Source organism: Pseudoalteromonas sp. Angola-30 (genome assembly GCF_028599215.1).
GTDB lineage: Bacteria > Pseudomonadota > Gammaproteobacteria > Enterobacterales > Alteromonadaceae > Pseudoalteromonas > Pseudoalteromonas atlantica.
Genome location: NZ_JAQREI010000015.1, coordinates 39,447 through 57,035, shown reverse-complemented (window position 1 = coordinate 57,035; position 17,589 = coordinate 39,447). Strand labels below are relative to the sequence as shown.

Genomic DNA, 17,589 nt, shown 5'->3' with positions numbered 1-17,589 from the left:
TATAAGGTTATTTATGTTTGGAGCACACGGAGAGTTTCAGATTTGCTCTCAGCCACCCACTATGTATTTAAAGCTCTTTGGTAGTTTTAATAACGAAGGAATTAATTTACTAACCAATGGTGTGGTTAACGAATTAAGTATGCACCCCAAAGGCGCGGTAAAGTGTGTTGTGGTTAATTTAGAAGAATTTGAGTTAATAACTGTAGATAGCATGGACTCGTTAGAGGCGTACTTTGCCAGCGTAAAAGAGCGTGGCTACGAACGCGTAGATTACTTATATGCAAACATTATTGCTAAAAATATGTTCGAGAAGGTCTGGAGCAACAGCGATATTGAAGTTAACTTTTATAAAGACTCAGAAAGTTACCTACATCATCACCCAGACGATGAATACATTAAAACCTACTGGTAAATAGAATTACAAGCCCCTATGCTACGGGGCTTATAATGCTTTCTAGGCAGTTTTTGTACCTTCTTGATAAATTTAACGAGATATTGTTTTTAAGCTTAACTTTATAGTCGCCGCTATCTGTTGGCATAAGCTCCTTAATGGCATGTTTTCTAACAAGCGTGGAGCGGTGAATGCGTATAAAACCTTCAGGCTCTAGCTGTTGTTCAATGTTTTTCATTGTTTCACGATGTAAAACAGGGGCGCTGCTGCCATTAAAATGTAGTTCTACATAATTACCCGCGCCGTTTATCCATACAATATCGTTAATATCTATTAAACGTACTTTTCCTACATCTTTAACAACAATATGTGCAGCAATAGGTTGCTCGTTTTCATGTGCGGCTTTAAACAAGCGCTCGGCTTGTGTGGCTAGTGGGCATAAATGAATAAGCTTATCGAAGCATTTTTCAAGCCTTGAAGCGGTTGCATCGACTGTTAAAAAATCGACTGCGCCGACTTCAAACGCAAAATTAGCAAATTCAGCCGACCTAGCAATCACCACCACTTTCATTGTTTTAGCCAATTCAGTTAGGTGCACTATTTGAGTAGGATCATTTAAATTAGATAATTCGTAAAAAAGCACATTAAAACGAGAGGTATCTATTTGATCTAAACGCTGCTCGGGCAGTTGCGTTTGCGAATCAAAGTGACGGTGAGCTTGCACCTGCTGAGTTAAGAATGTTGCAAATTTGCTCGTGCTAACTCTAATTAGTGCATGAAAGTAAGTAATCATAAAAAATCCATCTCTAGAGTGTGTAGTTATAAAGACCGTGTATTTAATAAAAAATGTTAAAAAAATTTAATCTAATTTATAACAATCTGGGATAAGTACCTTCATCCCATATATCCTGCTGTTTGTACCTGACTAAATGCCTATTAAATAATGCGCATAGTGTCTTAAAATTATTCCACTTAATGTTGAAATGTTTGTAACCAACCAGTTACAAAAATAACATTTCAGGGACATTATAGTATGAAAAAAATAAATAACTTAGATAGTCGTACATTTAAAAAATCTTCATTGTCTTTAGCACTTAGTGCGACAGTGCTTGCTGGCTTTTCTTTTCAAGGTATAGCCGCAGAAGAAGACGAACTAGAAAAAATAGAACGCGTGCAAGTAACGGGTTCTCGTATTCGTTCAGCCGAGGCGATGTCATCTGCACCTATACAGGTTGTAAGTGGCGAGGCAATTGATGCATCGGGTTCTTTAAACATTCAAAACCTACTGCTAGAAAACCCAGCATTTGGCTCTCCAGCTATTAGCCGTACTAACTCTAACTTTTCAACGGCAAGCGCGGGTGTAGCTACTGTTGATTTGCGTAACTTAGGTTCAAACCGTACTTTAGTACTTGTGAATGGGCGTCGTTATGTATCGGGTGTACCTGGTAGCTCGGCAGTTGATTTAAATACCATTCCTAGCCAATTTATTGAGCGCGTGGAAATTATGACCGGTGGCGCATCATCAGTATATGGCTCTGATGCGGTTGCAGGTGTAGTTAACTTTGTATTAAAAGATGACTTTGAAGGCGTAGAGTTTGAAGGCCAATACGGCGAATCAAGCGAAGGCGATGATGAATCGCGCCAGTTTTCTTTTACCTCGGGTTTAACTACGGGTGATGGCAAAGGTCAAGCCATGTTCCACTTAGGCTACTCAGACCAAGGAGCTGTGTTTTCACGCGATCGTGAGCGCTCTGCAGTAGACCAATTTTCAGGTATTTATTTTGAAGATGATCCGGCGGCAAATCCGGGCTCTATTTTTGAAGCCGTTAATCCGTTTTTCTCATCATTTCCGCCACAAGGGCGTTTTGATGCAGGCGATACACGCTTTACTTACGATCCAAACAACAACTTACAAGACTCGTTTAGCACCAATGGCGGTGATGGTATAGATGCCAACGGCTTTAACCGAAGCGGCGTACGTACCATTGCTATACCAACAGAGCGCTACTTATTTGCCTCAAATGGTAGTTACGAGCTAACAGATAAACACAGCTTCTTTTTTGAAGGGACGTACGCATCTAGTACCACTATTTCAGAGTTAGAGCCTTTTCCGTTTGCCTCAGATGACATTTATGCCAATGGCCGCGTGCCAATTGAGTTTGACGTAAATGGCGAAATGCTCAGAAATGCCTTTGTGCCAGATGATATTTACAATGCAGCAACAGACACCGACGGTGATGGTGCTAGAGATATCTTTTTTGCAAAACGTTTAAGTGATGTAGGTAACCGTGGTGCTCGTGCAGAGCGTGATACATTCCGCTTAGCGGTGGGCTTTCAGGGTGAAATTAACGACAGCTGGTTTTACGATACCTATTATGTGTACGGTAAAACGAAAGAGTCGCAAGTCTCTGGTGGCTTAGTAAATGTACAAAGCTTTCGTCAAGGTTTAGAGGCAGTCATTGATAGCCAAGACTTAGATGGTGACGGCATTACCGACGAAGCGATTTGTATTGATGCAACAGCGCGTGGCTTTAATTGTGCGCCAGTGAACATTTACGGATTTAATTCACTATCGCAAGGTGCAATTGATTTTGTAAGTGCGCCAAGCACGCTTTCTACATCGGTAGAACAAGAAATTATTGGCGGTAATGTCTCAGGTGATTTATTTGAGCTGCCTGCAGGTATGGTAGGTATAGCAGCTGGTTTTGAGTACCGCGAAGAGTTTTCTCGCAGTGAATTTGATGCTCTACAGCAGGCAGGCTTAAATGCCGGTAATGCAATCCCTGCAACCGAAGGCTCTTTTGATGTAACTGAGTACTATGTTGAGGCTAACATTCCAGTGTTGGATGCCGTAACAATGAACGCAGCAGTGCGTTTATCTGACTACTCAACAGTGGGTAATACAGAAAGCTGGAACGTAGGTGTTGATTGGGAAGTGATGGATAGCTTGCGCCTTCGTGCTACCCGCGCCCGCTCTACACGTGCGCCAAATATTGATGAGTTGTTTTCACCGCCTTCGCAAACCTTCCCAAGTGGTTTAAATGATCCATGTATAGGTGTTACAAACAGCGGCGGTGGCGCTGTTGGTGATGCATGTCGTGCCGATGTGGGTGTTGCAAATAATATTGCATCAAACGGGGAGTTTACCCTTAATCAATCTGATTTACAGGGCATTAGTGGTTTTAACCGTGGTAACCCAGACTTAAAAGAAGAGGTTGGTGACTCAGTGACTGTAGGTGTGGTATTTACTCCAGAGGAGTTAATTTCAGGCCTTGACGTTACCCTAGATTATTTTGACATAGAAATCACGGATGCGATTGTATCTACACCACGTCAGTTTATTTTAGACCAGTGTTACGGTGGTGGCGATGATAGTTTCTGTAGCTTTATAACTCGTCGAAGCGGTCCATCAGGTAATAACAGTGCAGGCTCGCTTGAATTTATCGATAGCGGTGTATCAAATAGTGGCGGTTTAGGTACAGAGGGTGTGGATTTAACACTAACTTACTCTGCCGATATTGGCCCAGGCGCATTTAGAACTCGCCTTGCATACACTTACTTGATTGATGGTTACACTATTCCGTTACCTGGTGCAGATAAAGATGAATTTGCTGGTGAAATTGGCGCATCTGAACACAAAGCTAACTGGAACCTAGGCTATAAGCTTGATGACTTTGACTTTAACTGGAGCATGACTTACATAGGGGCTGCTGACTTTGATGATCAATTCTTAAGTGGCTTTGGTATTCCTGCTGGTGGTGTAGGTATTGGCTCAGTAACCTACCACGATGTACAAGCAAGCTACCATATAAGTGACGCGGTAGAGCTATACGCCGGTGCTAACAACTTATTTGATAAAGAGCCTCCACGTATACTGTCAGGTGTAAGTGGCTCAAGCACAGGTACTGAAACCGACGCAGGTACATATGACCCAATCGGACAAACCTTCTACATTGGTTTTAGAAGTAAATTTTAACCATTAATACTGTTAACAAAAGCCTCAGCCATTGCTGGGGCTTTTTAATGCAAGTGCGATAAGGGTGGACTGGATTACTTTAAAATGGTTTACGTACCGCTTAAACCAAAAACAACGCCACTGGTAACAGTGGCGTTGTTTAGTCAGTAGGGGGCGCTACTATAGTATTCGAATCGCAAAGAAATTTACGATTCTCCCTATTTGTAGCCCTCGCCTTTTGAGGGCTTTTTTTTGGTCTAGTCTAAGTACGCTTTTAACATCCATACTAGCTTTTCTTGCTCTGAAATATAATCACCCATTAATGACGCTGTACCTTCATCATCTGCATCACCTGCTTGAGTAAGTACTTCACGTTGCATTTTAATTAGTGTGCTGTAGCCAGCTAATAGGTTTTCTACAGCTGCGGTACCATCGCTAATGTTTTTAGCTTCTTTAATTTCACTTACTTCTAAGTAATCAGAAAACGCATGTAATGGTGCGCCGTCTAACGTTAAAATACGTTCAGCAATTTCATCTACTTTTTCAAGCAGAAGGTTGTAAATCTCTTCAAATTTAATATGTAATTCAAAAAAGTTACGGCCTTTAATATTCCAATGAAAACCGCGCGCATTCATGTATTGAATTTGGTAGCTGCTCAATAATGTATTGAGTGACTTAACAATGCCTTCGCTTTTTGCGCTGTTTAAACCAATTGCATTTACCTGTGACATACCTTGCTCCTTGATGAACCGTTTATTTATGAACTGGTGATCATTATTGCTTAGTGCTGTTAATTAGTAAAATCGTTTAAACCACTCGGTGTAATAGGTCTTGACTATTAGTAACGTAAAGCACAACAAATGACGCATACAATATAGATGGGACGAATTTATTAAAATTCTACCCCTTAACAATAAAATAAAGACAAAACATGGATAAATTATGATCTAAAACAAGTTTTCGACAAGGTTGAATATTGGCTATTTGATGTATTGATCTAAATCAGTAAATGCCTGTGGCCGTAGCGCATAATTCTCTCGAGCTATATAAATATTTTAAATTTATTGGAGAGCAATTATGGATGCAAAAACAGTAAAACAAAATAAAGCAGAATTAATAGTGGTAGGTATAGCCGTTATAGCCTTTGTGTTAGGGCTGGTGGCGCACTTGGCTGGCGCAAGCTTTGCCAATGCTGACACGTTTGGTTACATTGCCGCGCCAATGCCACTTATTTTAGGGGTAATATTTTTAATCAGTTATAAAATAGCAGAGGCGGGAGAAGGCTAGGCTGCTTCGTTAAGGCACTTAATAATGTACTCAAGCACTTGGCGGGAGTAAATCATACTGGTGTGGCTTAAATGAAACACTTTATGCTCAGCCATACCTTTAAGCTTGGTTTCATCAAGTAGTACAGTGCCGTCTGATTGGCTGCCTTTTACAATTAACGGCATTAAGCCAATGGGCAAATCGCCAGCAATACTGTAAAGCTTGGCCTTAAACGGCCAATTACCATTTTTGGTGAGTAAAAATTCAACGCTGTTTTTTAAAAAGGTTTCAAACCCTTTTTGCTTCATTTTTTTCGCTATGTGGCTGCCTTGGTGAGGCGTGCCGAGTGTAATTACTTTAGTGACGCATTGGCTCGCTTGCGAGCCTGCCTCTAAATAAGCGCGCGCAATTAAACCGCCCATAGAGTGGCATACCAATGCAGAAGGCTCATCACCAATAAACTCATCAATTTGTTTAAATATGGTGCTTAAATTAGGGTCGAGCGTATTGTAAGTGAGATTAAGTACTTTAACGCCAGACTGTTCAAGACGAGAGCACAGCGGGCGCATAACAAAGCCCGACATATAAAGGCCGTGTAATACAATAACGTGGTTTATTTTCATACGCCCTTACCTACAATTTACATTAACTGTTGTGGTTTTATTTCAATATTAGCCGTATCAGAGCTGACCCACACATCACCATCTTGAACGGTAATGGTAAGTTTTATATTGCGGTCTGCTAAATCTGCAAGTGCCTGAGTAGCGGCGTAATCAAGGCTAAAAATACTTAAGTTTTTAAAATCGTACAACTTAGGTTGATGTTTTTGCCACCAAATAGCTTGGTTGTTTTCGCCATAGGTATAAAGCACTACTTTTTTAGCTTTATTACAGGCTTTTTTAAGGCGCTTTTCATCTGGCAAACCCAGCTCAATCCACAGCTCTATTTCCTCACTGTAGTTTACATGCCACAGCTCAGGTTCATCGTCGGCACTTAAGCCTTTGGTAAATTCTAAGCCATCACAACTATTTAGTGCATAGGCTAATAAGCGAATCATCAAGCGTTGCTCGGTTTCAGAGGGATGCTGTGCCAACGTTAAATTAAAGTCTTGGTACACGTGGCGGTCCATATCGCTTAACGATAATTGCGCTTTAATAATGGTAGATTTAAGAGCCATAATATCTAATCTAAAAAAATTTGCGCCAGTATAGCGCAATTAAATGAATTGCCAGTTAAAATAGCGTCAAATTATATGTTAGGAGTTAAAAATGGCTATCCAGTGGTTCCCTGGGCACATGAATAAAGCCCGTAATGAGATTAAAGAAATAATGCCGCAAATGGATGTGATCATTGAAGTGCTTGATGCACGCATTCCTTACAGTAGTGAAAACCCGATGGTAACCACGCTTCGTGAAGGCAAGCCGGTCATCAAAATTTTAAATAAGGCTGATTTAGCCGACCCTAAAATGACCCAAGCGTGGAAAGACTATTTTGAGCAAGAAAGTGGCGTAAAAGCCATTGCGTTTGGTCATGATAAAGCCGCTGAGGTGCACCGCATTAATGAGCTGTGTAAAAAATTGGTGCCACACAAAGTAGGGGCTGATAAGCAAATTAAAGCCATGATCATGGGTATTCCAAATGTGGGTAAATCGACATTAATTAATGTACTAGCCGGTCGTATAGTGGCAAAAACAGGGAATGAACCTGCGGTTACCAAGGCGCAGCAGCGCATTAAGCTTGAAGACGGCATTATGCTTTACGATACGCCAGGCATGCTTTGGCCAAAAGTAGAAAACGAGAACTCGGGTTATCGTTTAGGTGCCACCGGTGCAATACGTGATACAGCGCTTGAATACGAAGATGTGGCAAGCTATACGGCAGAATATTTATTGAAAGCCTATCCTGAACTTTTAAAAGCGCGTTATAAAATAGATGAACTGCCAGAAAGTGATTGGGAATTTGTTGAAATGGCGGGTAAAAAGCGCGGCTGCATTCGTGGTGGTAACCAAATAGACACTTACAAAATGTCTGAAATACTCATAAATGAACTTCGTGATGGCATTATTGGCCGCATCACCATGGAAACCCCTGCCATGCGTGAAGAAGAAGAAATAATGGTTGCCGGTCTTCGCGCCGCGGCAGAAGCTAAAAAAGCCGCTAAAGAAGAAGAGAAAAAACAGCGCCGTGCACGTGCACGCAAAAACCGCCGTTAATGGATTAATTTATGTGAGCATGTTGTTCACTAAATTACAGACATAAAAAAAGCCCGTAAGGGCTTTTTTAGTTTCATATCTACCGTCACCGATATGAGCAATGTAGCAAGTAAAATAGTAGGGCGGTTACTCATCATCAACATCAAGGGGCGTTGCGGTTCATAACAAGTAACCATAGCTGTTTACGTGCGCCACACGTTGTTTCAGGGTCGAGAAACAAATTAGTTCATTCCGTCACAAGTGGGTATGCATTCCCGTCTTGTTGATATTGATTATCAGTTAGATCTAATAAACTGTCAATACCTAAATGCAAATAATTCTTATTTTATTTCGTGTGTTTTTTATTCAGGTTCTGAGCGAGTGGTTAACGCTGGCTTGTTTTTTAATTTTGTTCATTTTGCTCATGGTTTTAATGAGCAAAAAGCATTTAACGATCATCAATGCACCTTTCCCTCAAAATATTTCGTTAATTTCCCGTTAACAATAAGCTGCGCGTTAGATAGCAGTTTGTCGTCGCATATCTACCTGACAATAAATACACAAACACAGCGTGGAGAAAATAATGAAAGCAAGTAACACACAGCTCGCTTTGGCAATTACAGCAGCATTAGTTAGCACATCTGCTTTAGCCGATAACGATACTCAAAAACTACAAGCGCAATTAGATGCATTGCAAAAAGAAGTTAACGCTTTAAAAACATCAAGTAGCTTTAATTTGGAGTTTGGAGGGCGAGTACAGCTTGATTACAACTATTTTGAAGGTGCCTATAACGCAGGTAATGATGGCTCAGGCGGGAGCGATTTTTTCCCTCGCCGTATTCGTACCTACGTAGAGAGTGAGCATGGTAACTGGGATCACAAATTACTTTTAGAATTTGGCGAAGGTGATGCCGAAATTGTACTTGCACGTGTACGTTATGCATTTGAAAACGGCCTTAAAATTAAAGCCGGTAAAATCCGCGAAGACATGTCGCTAAACGCACTTACTAGCTCAAAACATATTAATACTATTGAGCGTAGTGCTGTTGCCAATACTTTCTCGCCTTTTTTTCGTTGGGGCGTATCTGCTTATCAATACTTTAAAGACTCAGGCTTTCGTTATGCCGTTGGGGTTTATAAAAATGATGCCTTTGGTGCAACGGGTAATGATGAAAACGACCGCCTAACGCTTGCTATTACAGGGCGTGCTACGTGGTCGAGTTCAGCGCCTGGCGACGTAATTCATTTAGGTGCATGGCATTCGTACCGCGATATGGGTGGCAATGAACTAGGAGCGCGCTTTGCCCGTGGTGAAGTACGTGAAACTAATGTACGCCTAGTTAATTATGCTGCAGGCGGTAAAGCGGTAGCACTGAATAGCTTATCGCAGTCTGGGCTTGAATTTGCTTTTCAGGCTGACTCTTTAACATTAGAGGCAGAATACGCAAGCCGTGCTTTAGATGCGCTCAATAGCAGCGATGATCTAGATGGCGAGCGCTTTGACGGCTTTCATATCTCAGCAAGTTACTTTTTAGGGGGTGAGCAACGACAGTATAAAGCTGGCTCTGCACTATTTGTACAACCTAAAAATATTAAAAATGCATGGGAGTTAGTTGCTCGAGTTTCGCAAATGGATGCAACGAGTAAAAACCAAGGTAGCGAAGTAACTACCTACACACTTGGTACAAGCTATTACGTTAGTAGTGACATTAAATTTATGGGCAATCTTATCTACAGCGATGTAGATGGCCCAGGTACCGCTGCGCTTGTAGGTGATGAAGACTCTGGTATGGGATTTAGTGCACGTATGCAGTATTTATTTTAAGGGGACACACAATGAAATTATTTAAGTCAGTTAAAACAACATTATTAGCGGCATCATTAGTACTAAGCAGCCCTATGGCATTGGCCGATATTCACTTTTTAGTACCAGCAGGCCCAGGTGGCGGATGGGATACAACTGCGCGCGGTGTAGGTGAAGGTTTAGTAAAGGCTGGCATTGATAATAATGCGTCTTTTCAGAATATGTCGGGCGGCGGCGGCGGGCGCGCCATTGCCTACTTAATAGAATCAGGTACTAAAAAAGGCGATATATTAATGGTTAATTCAACGCCTATTGTATTGCGCGCCTTAACGGGGAAAATTCCCTATAGCTACCGAGATTTAACTCCCGTAGCCAATATGATTGCTGATTTTGGTGCCTTTGTTGTTCGTAACGATTCGCCCTATAAAACCTGGCAGGATGTTATTAAAGCGCTTAAAGAAGACCCAAGCTCAATTAAAGTAGCGGGTGGTTCTGCCCGTGGCAGTATGGATCACTTAGTTGCTGCACAAGCGGCTAAAGCAGGCGGGGTTGATGGCCGCAGAATTCGTTACATTCCTTACGATGGCGGTGGTAAAGCAAAAGCTGGTTTACTCTCTGGTGAAGTAAACTTACTTTCTACCGGTTTAAGCGAGGCGTTAGAAGTTGCAAATGGCGGGCAGGCGAGGGTGTTAGCAGTTACATCGCCAGAAGCTTTAGCGGATTACCCTAAAATACCTACGTTAAAGTCGTTGGGTTACGATATGGAGTTTGTTAATTGGCGCGGCTTTTTTGCTGCTCCTAATTTACCTGCCGATAAACTTGCTCAATACACCGAGAAACTTCGTAAATTACAATCAACTCCTGAGTGGGAAACTGTTCGCGCACGAAATGGCTGGTTAAATCTCTTTCAAGAAAAAGATGAATTTATCCAGTCACTCGAAAAACAAGAAGCACAGCTTAAAGTGGTAATGCAAGAGCTTGGCTTTATTCGTAAAGCGGATTAATCGAGGTTTTTATGATGAATCGCGAACTACTAGGGCCAAGTTTATTCTTGGCGCTATTTACACTCTACGCCATTGTGGCGTGGCAAATTCCACTATTACCATTTGAAGAATACGAAACGGTTACTTCTGCTACATTACCAAAAGTATACGCAGCTTTTGGCATTGTGGTGTGCTTGCTTTCTATCGGTTCTACTTTGCTTAAGCCAAACGAAAAAGCGGCAGAAAACCAGCCTCTAGAAAAGTCGCATGTCGTACGAACTTTAGGCTTATTAGTTTTAATGGTGATTTATAGTGCAATGTTGGAGCCTGTTGGCTTTTTAATCTCGACCAGCGCCTTTTTATTAGCGGGTTTTTTTGTAATGGGTGAAAGACGCAAGAAGATTCTATTGTTTGCCTCTATTCCTGTTGCCGTAGTGTTTTGGTTTTTGATGACTCAAGTATTAGGTATTTACTTGGTTCCGGGCGATTTATGGAGTTAAGTTATGTTTGATGGAATTATGCTTGGTTTGTCGACCGTGCTCGACTTTAATAATTTAATGTACGTGATAGCAGGCTGTTTGGTGGGTACTTTTATTGGTATGTTACCTGGGCTTGGGCCAATAACTGCTATTGCATTGATGATCCCTATTACTTACAGCATAGGTGCTGATTCAGGGATGATTTTAATGGCTGGGGTTTATTATGGCGCTATTTTTGGTGGCTCTACATCATCCATTTTAATAAATGCGCCAGGGGTGGCGGGTACGGTGGCTTCATCTTTTGATGGCTATCCGTTAGCAAAGCAAGGGCATGCTGGTAAAGCCTTGGCTATTGCCGCTTACTCCTCATTTATAGGTGGAACTATAGGCGCCATACTACTTATGATTGCCGCACCTCTACTAGCAAAGGTGTCGTTGAGCTTTCAATCTCCTGATTATGTTGTGCTAATGTTTTTAGGTTTAACAGCTATTGCTGCATTTTCAAATAAAGGCCAATTTTTAAAAGCAATGATGATGACAGTATTTGGTTTAATGCTGGCAACGGTAGGTATAGATCCATCCTCGGGAACCGAGCGATTTACCTTTGGACAAGCCGACTTACTCGATGGTATTAGCTTTTTATTAATTGCAATGGCAACGTTTGCACTTGCTGAGGCATTAATTAATGTTGTTAAGCCAGAGAAGAAAGACGCTAAAAGTCTTAATGATTCAGATACGCCGCAAATAGGTTCAACTAAATTAACAAAAGACGAGGTTAAAGATATGGCGCCGGTTGTTGGCCGTTCGTCATTTTTAGGATTTATTGTTGGTGTTTTACCTGGCGCAGGAGCCACTATTGCAAGCTTTATGGCCTATGCCACTGAGCGAAATTTGGCACCTAAAGGCCTAAAAGAAAAATTTGGAAAAGGCTCTTTACGTGGTCTTGCCGCTCCTGAGTCTGCAAATAATGCAGCATGCACAGGCTCATTTGTACCTTTATTAACATTGGGGATTCCTGGCTCTGGCACGACGGCCATTATGCTAGGAGCATTAATAGCATATGGTATTCAGCCAGGCCCTATGCTCATGCAAGAAAACCCAAGTGTATTTTGGTCTGTCATTGTAAGCATGTATTTTGGCAACATTGTTTTATTGATTTTAAACCTACCTCTGATTCCTTATTTTGCAAAAGTATTGGCAATGCCAAAGTCGGTATTAACCATTATGATTTTGTTCTTTAGTTTAATTGGCGTGTACTTGGTGTCGTTTAACACATTCGACTTATTTATGATGGTTGGTGTTGCCTTGGTTGCGTTAATATTACGCCTATTGGCCTTTCCAATGGCTCCTTTGTTACTTGGCTTTATTTTAGGCGATATGATTGAGCGAAACTTTCGTCGCTCAATGATGATTTCGGATGGCTCATTAAGCTTTCTATGGGATAGGCCGCTCACATTAAGTATTTTTATACTTTCTATTTTAGTGTTGTTGTTCCCATTAAAAGATTATTTGAAGCAGCGCCGTGCGGATAAAATAGCTTCTAGGTTACAGCAAGAGCAAGCTTAATAAGGACGTTAATGACAAACACCAACAAACCAAGCCCATTGCAGAGCATGGTAAAAAAACCTAAACGATTAGAAACACGTTTAATTATTTGGGTAACTGGGCTATGTGTTTTACAAGCAATATTGTTTGGGGCGTTGGTGTATCAGCTTACGGCGCAAAGTTTACATAATCACATAGGTGATAAAGCACTCGCTGTAGCAAGTAGTGTCGCAACACGAACTGATGTAATAAATGCGTTAGAGGGAAAAGGTGATATAAAAGCATTTAATTTGCAAATAGAGAGCCTTACGGAGCTAACAAGCGCTGATTTTATAGTGGTTGGCGATATTAATGCACTGCGTATTATACATCCTGATGAGCACAAAGTTGGCAAACCTATGGTTGGAGGTGATAGTCAGGAGGCCCTTCAAGGCGAGCGCTATATATCGGTAGCTCATGGCAGCATGGGGGAGTCAATTCGCGGTAAAGTACCTGTATATAATGCTAACAATGAAATTATAGGCCTAGTGTCTGTTGGTTTTTTGGTGCAATCAATTGATCCGCTTATTTTATCTCGTAGTGCTGAAATACTTATTTGGGGGCTGATGCTTGTTGGTTTAAGTATTATTGCCGCGGTTTATATTGGTCAACGAGTACGTAATGCTATATTTGGTTTGCAACCAGATGAGATAGCAAGATTATTTTCAGAGCAGGATGCTATTTTAAATACTGTACGTAGCGGCATTATTGCACTGGAGCCTGATGGAACCGTGCGTAAACTAAATCAACGTGCCTGTGAAATTCTTGATAAGCCTACATCTACAATCCATAAAAACCTTACTCTAGAGGACCTATTGCCTGAGCATGCTGAGTTTTTACTGCGCAATCAAAGCCGCAAAATTGTTGGGTTTGAGTTATTTGCTGCAGATAAACGAATTATTTTGTCGCGGTTTTCTTTACAAGTTCAAGGTCAGGATGATGGTATTCTGCTCAGTATGCGCCCGTCTGATGAACTGGAATATTTAAGTCAGCAGCTAACAAAAGTACAAGCATTTGCTGAGTTACTTCGTGTTCAAACACATGATTACTCGAATAAATTAAACCTAATTGGTGCTTTAGTACAAATGGGCAAAAACGAGCAAGCAATTGAACTTATAGGGCAGGAAAGTCAGGGTTCTCAAGCACAAATTCACAACTTACTTGAGCGGATTCAAGACCCCGTATTAGCTGGTTTATTGGTGGGAAAATACCACAAAGCACGAGAGCTTAATGTTGCTCTTGAGCTTAACCAAGATAGTTTGCTTGGTGTTATAGAACGTAAGGATATGCTTGAACGAGTGGTTTCTATTTTAGGCAATTTAATAGATAACGCCATTGAAGCTGCTATTAGAGCATCTGATACTCGCCCTGCTAAAGTGAGGGTAACAGTTGACGAAACCAGTCAAACTTTATTGTTTGATGTGGAAGATACAGGGTTTGGTTTAGGCTCTGATCATGAAGTCATTTTTACGCCTCAATTTAGTTCTAAGTCTGGGGCGCAACACGGTATTGGTTTGTACTTAGTAAAAACCAATTTAGACTCCTGCCGTGGTAGTTTAGAAATTGGTGAGTCGGATTTATTAGGGGCGCGGTTAAGTGTTTATATTCCAAAATAATAAGAGTAATTAAGCAATGACCTATACTGTAATTATAATTGAAGACGAAGTTGAAGTTGCACAGCTAATTGCCCAGTACTTATTACTGCCGGGGGGCGCTGCGGGAAGTCAAATTGCAAAACAGAGTTTACGCCAAGGACAGTACCAAGTGGTTGGAATTGCAGGTAATTTAAGTACTGCAACAGCTCTGTTGCAAGCGATAGAGGCAGATCTTATTTTACTCGATATACATTTACCTGATGGTAACGGACTCGATTTATTATCAGATTTACGGCGTCGTGAAATTAAGAGCGAAGTGATGCTACTAACGGCTGCCAAAGAAGTTGAAACACTTGAAAAAGCAATGCAACTTGGTGCCTGTGATTTTTTAGTTAAACCGTTAATGTTAAATAGATTAGATCAAGCTCTTTCGCGCTTTGAGGCGCGTCAACAGTGTTTTTCTGATGCAAACGAAGTGACCCAATCAATGGTTGATGTGTTATTCGGCTCAAAAGAGAAAAAACAGGGTGCTATTAGGCTGCCCAAAGGCGTTGACCAGCTTACATTGCAAAAAATCCATGATGCATTCGTACAGCATGATTCAAGTGCATTTACTGCTCAGCAAATGGGCGATTTAGTGGGGGTAAGCCGCTCAACTGCTCGTCGCTATTTAGAGTTTTTATTAGAGTCTGAAAAGTTAAGTGCTGATCAAAGCTACGGTAGTATTGGCAGGCCAGAGCGTTGTTACAAAATAATTAAGTAACTGAGTGCTCTTCAGATTACAAGAATAAAACATAATCTTTTTAATGGGTTACATAATAATCAGTGCTATTTAACCAGTGCTTGATGTAAATCTAGAAAAATTTTATTGAATTGATTGCATTTTAAGCGACTTGTATGGTGATGTTCGCTTTAAGTAATGCTATACTCCCGCCGAATAATTTATCGACTTTATTAAGAGTAAAATAATGGCAGATTTATCGAAGTACAGAAACATTGGTATTTTCGCGCACGTTGATGCGGGTAAAACCACTACTACTGAGCGTATCCTGAAGCTTACAGGTACTATCCATAAAACAGGTGAGGTTCATGATGGTGAATCTACTACTGACTTCATGGATCAAGAAGCTGAGCGCGGTATTACTATCCAGTCTGCGGCAGTAAGCTGTTTCTGGAAAGATCACCGTTTCAACGTTATCGATACTCCTGGACACGTTGACTTCACAGTTGAAGTTTACCGTTCACTTAAAGTATTAGACGGCGGTGTTGGTGTATTCTGTGGTTCTGGTGGTGTTGAGCCACAATCAGAAACTAACTGGCGTTACGCTAACGAATCAGAAGTTGCACGTATTATCTTCGTAAACAAATTAGACCGTATGGGTGCTGATTTTTACCGTGTAACTGAGCAAGTACGTAAAGTACTTGGTGCTGTACCACTAGTTATGACTTTACCAATCGGTATTGAAGATGACTTCGTTGGTGTTGTAGACGTTCTTACTAAAAAAGCATACGTTTGGGATGACACTGGTCTTCCTGAAAACTACGAAATCACTGACGTTCCTGCAGACATGGTTGACAAAGTTGACGAATACCATGAAATGCTTATCGAAACTGCTGTAGAGCAAGACGATGACCTAATGGAAGCGTACATGGAAGGTGAAGTACCTTCTTTAGAAGATATCAAGCGTTGTATCCGTAAAGGTACTCGTGACCTTGCTTTCTTCCCTACATTCTGTGGTTCTGCATTCAAAAACAAAGGTGTTCAACTAGTACTTGACGCTGTTGTTGATTACTTACCATCTCCTACAGAAGTTGACCCTCAACCTCTTATGGATGAAGAAGGTAACGAAACTGGCGAGCATGCAATCGTATCTGCTGATGAGTCTTTCAAAGCATTAGCATTTAAGATCATGGATGACCGTTTTGGTGCATTAACATTCGTACGTATTTACTCAGGTAAACTTAACAAGGGTGACACTATCCTTAACTCGTTTACTGGTAAAACAGAGCGTGTTGGCCGTATGGTTGAGATGCAAGCTGACGAACGTAAAGAGTTAACTAGCGCACAAGCTGGTGACATCATTGCAATCGTAGGTATGAAAAACGTTCAAACTGGTCACACTCTATGTGATCCGAAAGACAAAGTAACTCTAGAGCCAATGGTATTCCCAACTCCAGTAATCTCGATTGCTGTACAGCCTAAAGATAAAGGCGGTAATGAGAAAATGGGTATTGCTATCGGTAAAATGGTTGCAGAAGATCCGTCTTTCCAAGTTGAGACTGATGAAGATTCAGGCGAAACTATCCTTAAAGGTATGGGTGAGCTTCACTTAGATATCAAAGTAGATATCCTTAAGCGTACTTACGGCGTAGACCTTATTGTTGGTCAACCACAGGTTGCTTACCGTGAAACTATCACTCGTGAAATCGAAGATAGCTACACGCATAAGAAACAATCTGGTGGTTCTGGTCAGTTCGGTAAAATTGATTACCGCATCAAGCCAGGCGAAGCGAATTCAGGCTTCACGTTCACTTCATCAGTTGTTGGTGGTAACGTACCGAAAGAATTCTGGCCTGCAGTTGAGAAAGGCTTCAAGTCAATGATGAACGAAGGTGTTCTAGCTGGCTTCCCAGTACTTGACGTTGAAGTAGAACTTTTCGACGGTGGCTTCCACGCCGTGGATTCATCTGCAATCGCATTCGAAATCGCTGCTAAAGGCGCTTTCCGTCAATCGATCCCTAAAGCGGGCGCACAACTTCTTGAGCCAATCATGAAAGTTGACGTGTTCACGCCAGAAGATCACGTTGGTGACGTAATCGGTGACCTTAACCGTCGTCGTGGTATGCTAAGCGACCAAGAAGCTGGTTTAACTGGCGTTCGCATTAAAGCAGACGTTCCGTTATCAGAAATGTTTGGTTACATCGGTTCACTACGTACAATGACATCAGGTCGTGGTCAGTTCTCTATGGAGTTCTCACACTACGCAGCATGTCCACAAAACGTAGCTGACACTGTAATCGCTGCAGAAAAAGAGAAAAAAGCAGCTAAGTAATTAGCTCTGTAACTCTTTAAAAAAACCCGCACATGTTGCGGGTTTTTTATTGCCTACGATTTAATTACTCTTTGAGTTAGCGTCTCTCAAAAACAGTAATACCAACATTAGCAGCCTAAATAAAAGGCTGCTTAAAGCGGTGCGCAATATATGGTATTTAAAGCTGAAGTGACCGTAGGAGCAATGGCTGCTTAGCTTCGCACAGAGTGCGTAAGAGCGCTCACTTAATACAGTAATCTATACTTGGGTTAGTGAGGCGCAGTTATGAAAGGGAAGTTGTATAGCGG

15 protein-coding genes are annotated in these 17,589 nt (G+C 41.4%); 11 read left to right on the top strand and 4 right to left on the bottom strand.

The window, feature by feature from the left end; all coding sequences use genetic code 11:
- Nucleotides 1-13 precede the first annotated feature (13 nt).
- Nucleotides 14-412, top strand: a complete 399-nt coding sequence (locus PSH54_RS16170; protein WP_273606593.1) for a hypothetical protein — start codon at nucleotides 14-16, stop codon at nucleotides 410-412.
- Nucleotides 413-428: 16 nt separating this feature from the next.
- Here the strand turns inward: PSH54_RS16170 and PSH54_RS16165 are convergent, their stop codons facing one another.
- The gene (locus PSH54_RS16165) at nucleotides 429-1,184 is read right to left on the bottom strand and encodes a LytR/AlgR family response regulator transcription factor (RefSeq protein WP_273606592.1); all 756 of its coding nucleotides are present in this window, start codon (nucleotides 1,182-1,184) and stop codon (nucleotides 429-431) included.
- 240 nt (nucleotides 1,185-1,424) lie between these two features.
- Between PSH54_RS16165 and PSH54_RS16160 the strand changes: the two genes are divergently transcribed.
- Nucleotides 1,425-4,367, top strand: a complete 2,943-nt coding sequence (locus PSH54_RS16160) for a TonB-dependent receptor domain-containing protein (RefSeq protein ID WP_273606591.1) — start codon at nucleotides 1,425-1,427, stop codon at nucleotides 4,365-4,367.
- 236 nt (nucleotides 4,368-4,603) lie between these two features.
- Here PSH54_RS16160 and PSH54_RS16155 read toward each other — a convergent pair whose 3' ends face one another.
- Nucleotides 4,604-5,077, bottom strand: a complete 474-nt coding sequence (locus tag PSH54_RS16155) for a Dps family protein (protein ID WP_138540456.1) — start codon at nucleotides 5,075-5,077, stop codon at nucleotides 4,604-4,606.
- A gap of 346 nt (nucleotides 5,078-5,423) precedes the next feature.
- Between PSH54_RS16155 and PSH54_RS16150 the strand changes: the two genes are divergently transcribed.
- Nucleotides 5,424-5,633, top strand: a complete 210-nt coding sequence (locus PSH54_RS16150; RefSeq protein WP_055015542.1) for a hypothetical protein — start codon at nucleotides 5,424-5,426, stop codon at nucleotides 5,631-5,633.
- On the opposite strand, the gene PSH54_RS16145 is transcribed toward PSH54_RS16150, so the two are convergent.
- Entirely contained in the window at nucleotides 5,630-6,235 is a 606-nt protein-coding gene (locus PSH54_RS16145) for a PGAP1-like alpha/beta domain-containing protein (RefSeq protein ID WP_055015543.1), read from the bottom strand. The genes PSH54_RS16150 and PSH54_RS16145 overlap by 4 nt on opposite strands.
- Nucleotides 6,236-6,252: 17 nt before the next feature.
- Nucleotides 6,253-6,789: a YaeQ family protein gene (locus PSH54_RS16140; protein WP_024033976.1), complete on the bottom strand. Its 537-nt coding sequence runs from the start codon at nucleotides 6,787-6,789 to the stop codon at nucleotides 6,253-6,255.
- 91 nt (nucleotides 6,790-6,880) lie between these two features.
- On the opposite strand from PSH54_RS16140, the gene ylqF reads away from it, so the two are divergent.
- From ylqF to fusA, 8 genes are all read left to right on the top strand, one after another.
- Nucleotides 6,881-7,825 (top strand): ribosome biogenesis GTPase YlqF, encoded by a 945-nt coding sequence (gene ylqF, locus PSH54_RS16135; protein ID WP_054983594.1) that lies wholly within the window; start codon nucleotides 6,881-6,883, stop codon nucleotides 7,823-7,825.
- Nucleotides 7,826-8,387: 562 nt separating this feature from the next.
- Nucleotides 8,388-9,629 (top strand): OprO/OprP family phosphate-selective porin, encoded by a 1,242-nt coding sequence (locus tag PSH54_RS16130; RefSeq protein WP_273606590.1) that lies wholly within the window; start codon nucleotides 8,388-8,390, stop codon nucleotides 9,627-9,629.
- 11 nt (nucleotides 9,630-9,640) lie between these two features.
- On the top strand, nucleotides 9,641-10,612 hold the full coding sequence (locus tag PSH54_RS16125; protein ID WP_273606589.1) for a Bug family tripartite tricarboxylate transporter substrate binding protein: 972 nt from the start codon (nucleotides 9,641-9,643) through the stop codon (nucleotides 10,610-10,612).
- Between the two features lie 11 nt (nucleotides 10,613-10,623).
- Nucleotides 10,624-11,091, top strand: a complete 468-nt coding sequence (locus tag PSH54_RS16120; protein ID WP_004587461.1) for a tripartite tricarboxylate transporter TctB family protein — start codon at nucleotides 10,624-10,626, stop codon at nucleotides 11,089-11,091.
- A 3-nt stretch (nucleotides 11,092-11,094) separates the two neighbouring features.
- Nucleotides 11,095-12,636: a tripartite tricarboxylate transporter permease gene (locus PSH54_RS16115; RefSeq protein ID WP_004587462.1), complete on the top strand. Its 1,542-nt coding sequence runs from the start codon at nucleotides 11,095-11,097 to the stop codon at nucleotides 12,634-12,636.
- 11 nt (nucleotides 12,637-12,647) lie between these two features.
- Nucleotides 12,648-14,270 (top strand): ATP-binding protein, encoded by a 1,623-nt coding sequence (locus PSH54_RS16110; RefSeq protein WP_273606588.1) that lies wholly within the window; start codon nucleotides 12,648-12,650, stop codon nucleotides 14,268-14,270.
- 16 nt (nucleotides 14,271-14,286) lie between these two features.
- The gene (locus PSH54_RS16105; RefSeq protein WP_273606587.1) at nucleotides 14,287-15,012 is read left to right on the top strand and encodes a response regulator; all 726 of its coding nucleotides are present in this window, start codon (nucleotides 14,287-14,289) and stop codon (nucleotides 15,010-15,012) included.
- A gap of 205 nt (nucleotides 15,013-15,217) precedes the next feature.
- Complete coding sequence (gene fusA, locus PSH54_RS16100) at nucleotides 15,218-17,302, top strand: elongation factor G (RefSeq protein WP_024033968.1); 2,085 nt, start codon at nucleotides 15,218-15,220, stop codon at nucleotides 17,300-17,302.
- Nucleotides 17,303-17,589 lie beyond the last annotated feature (287 nt).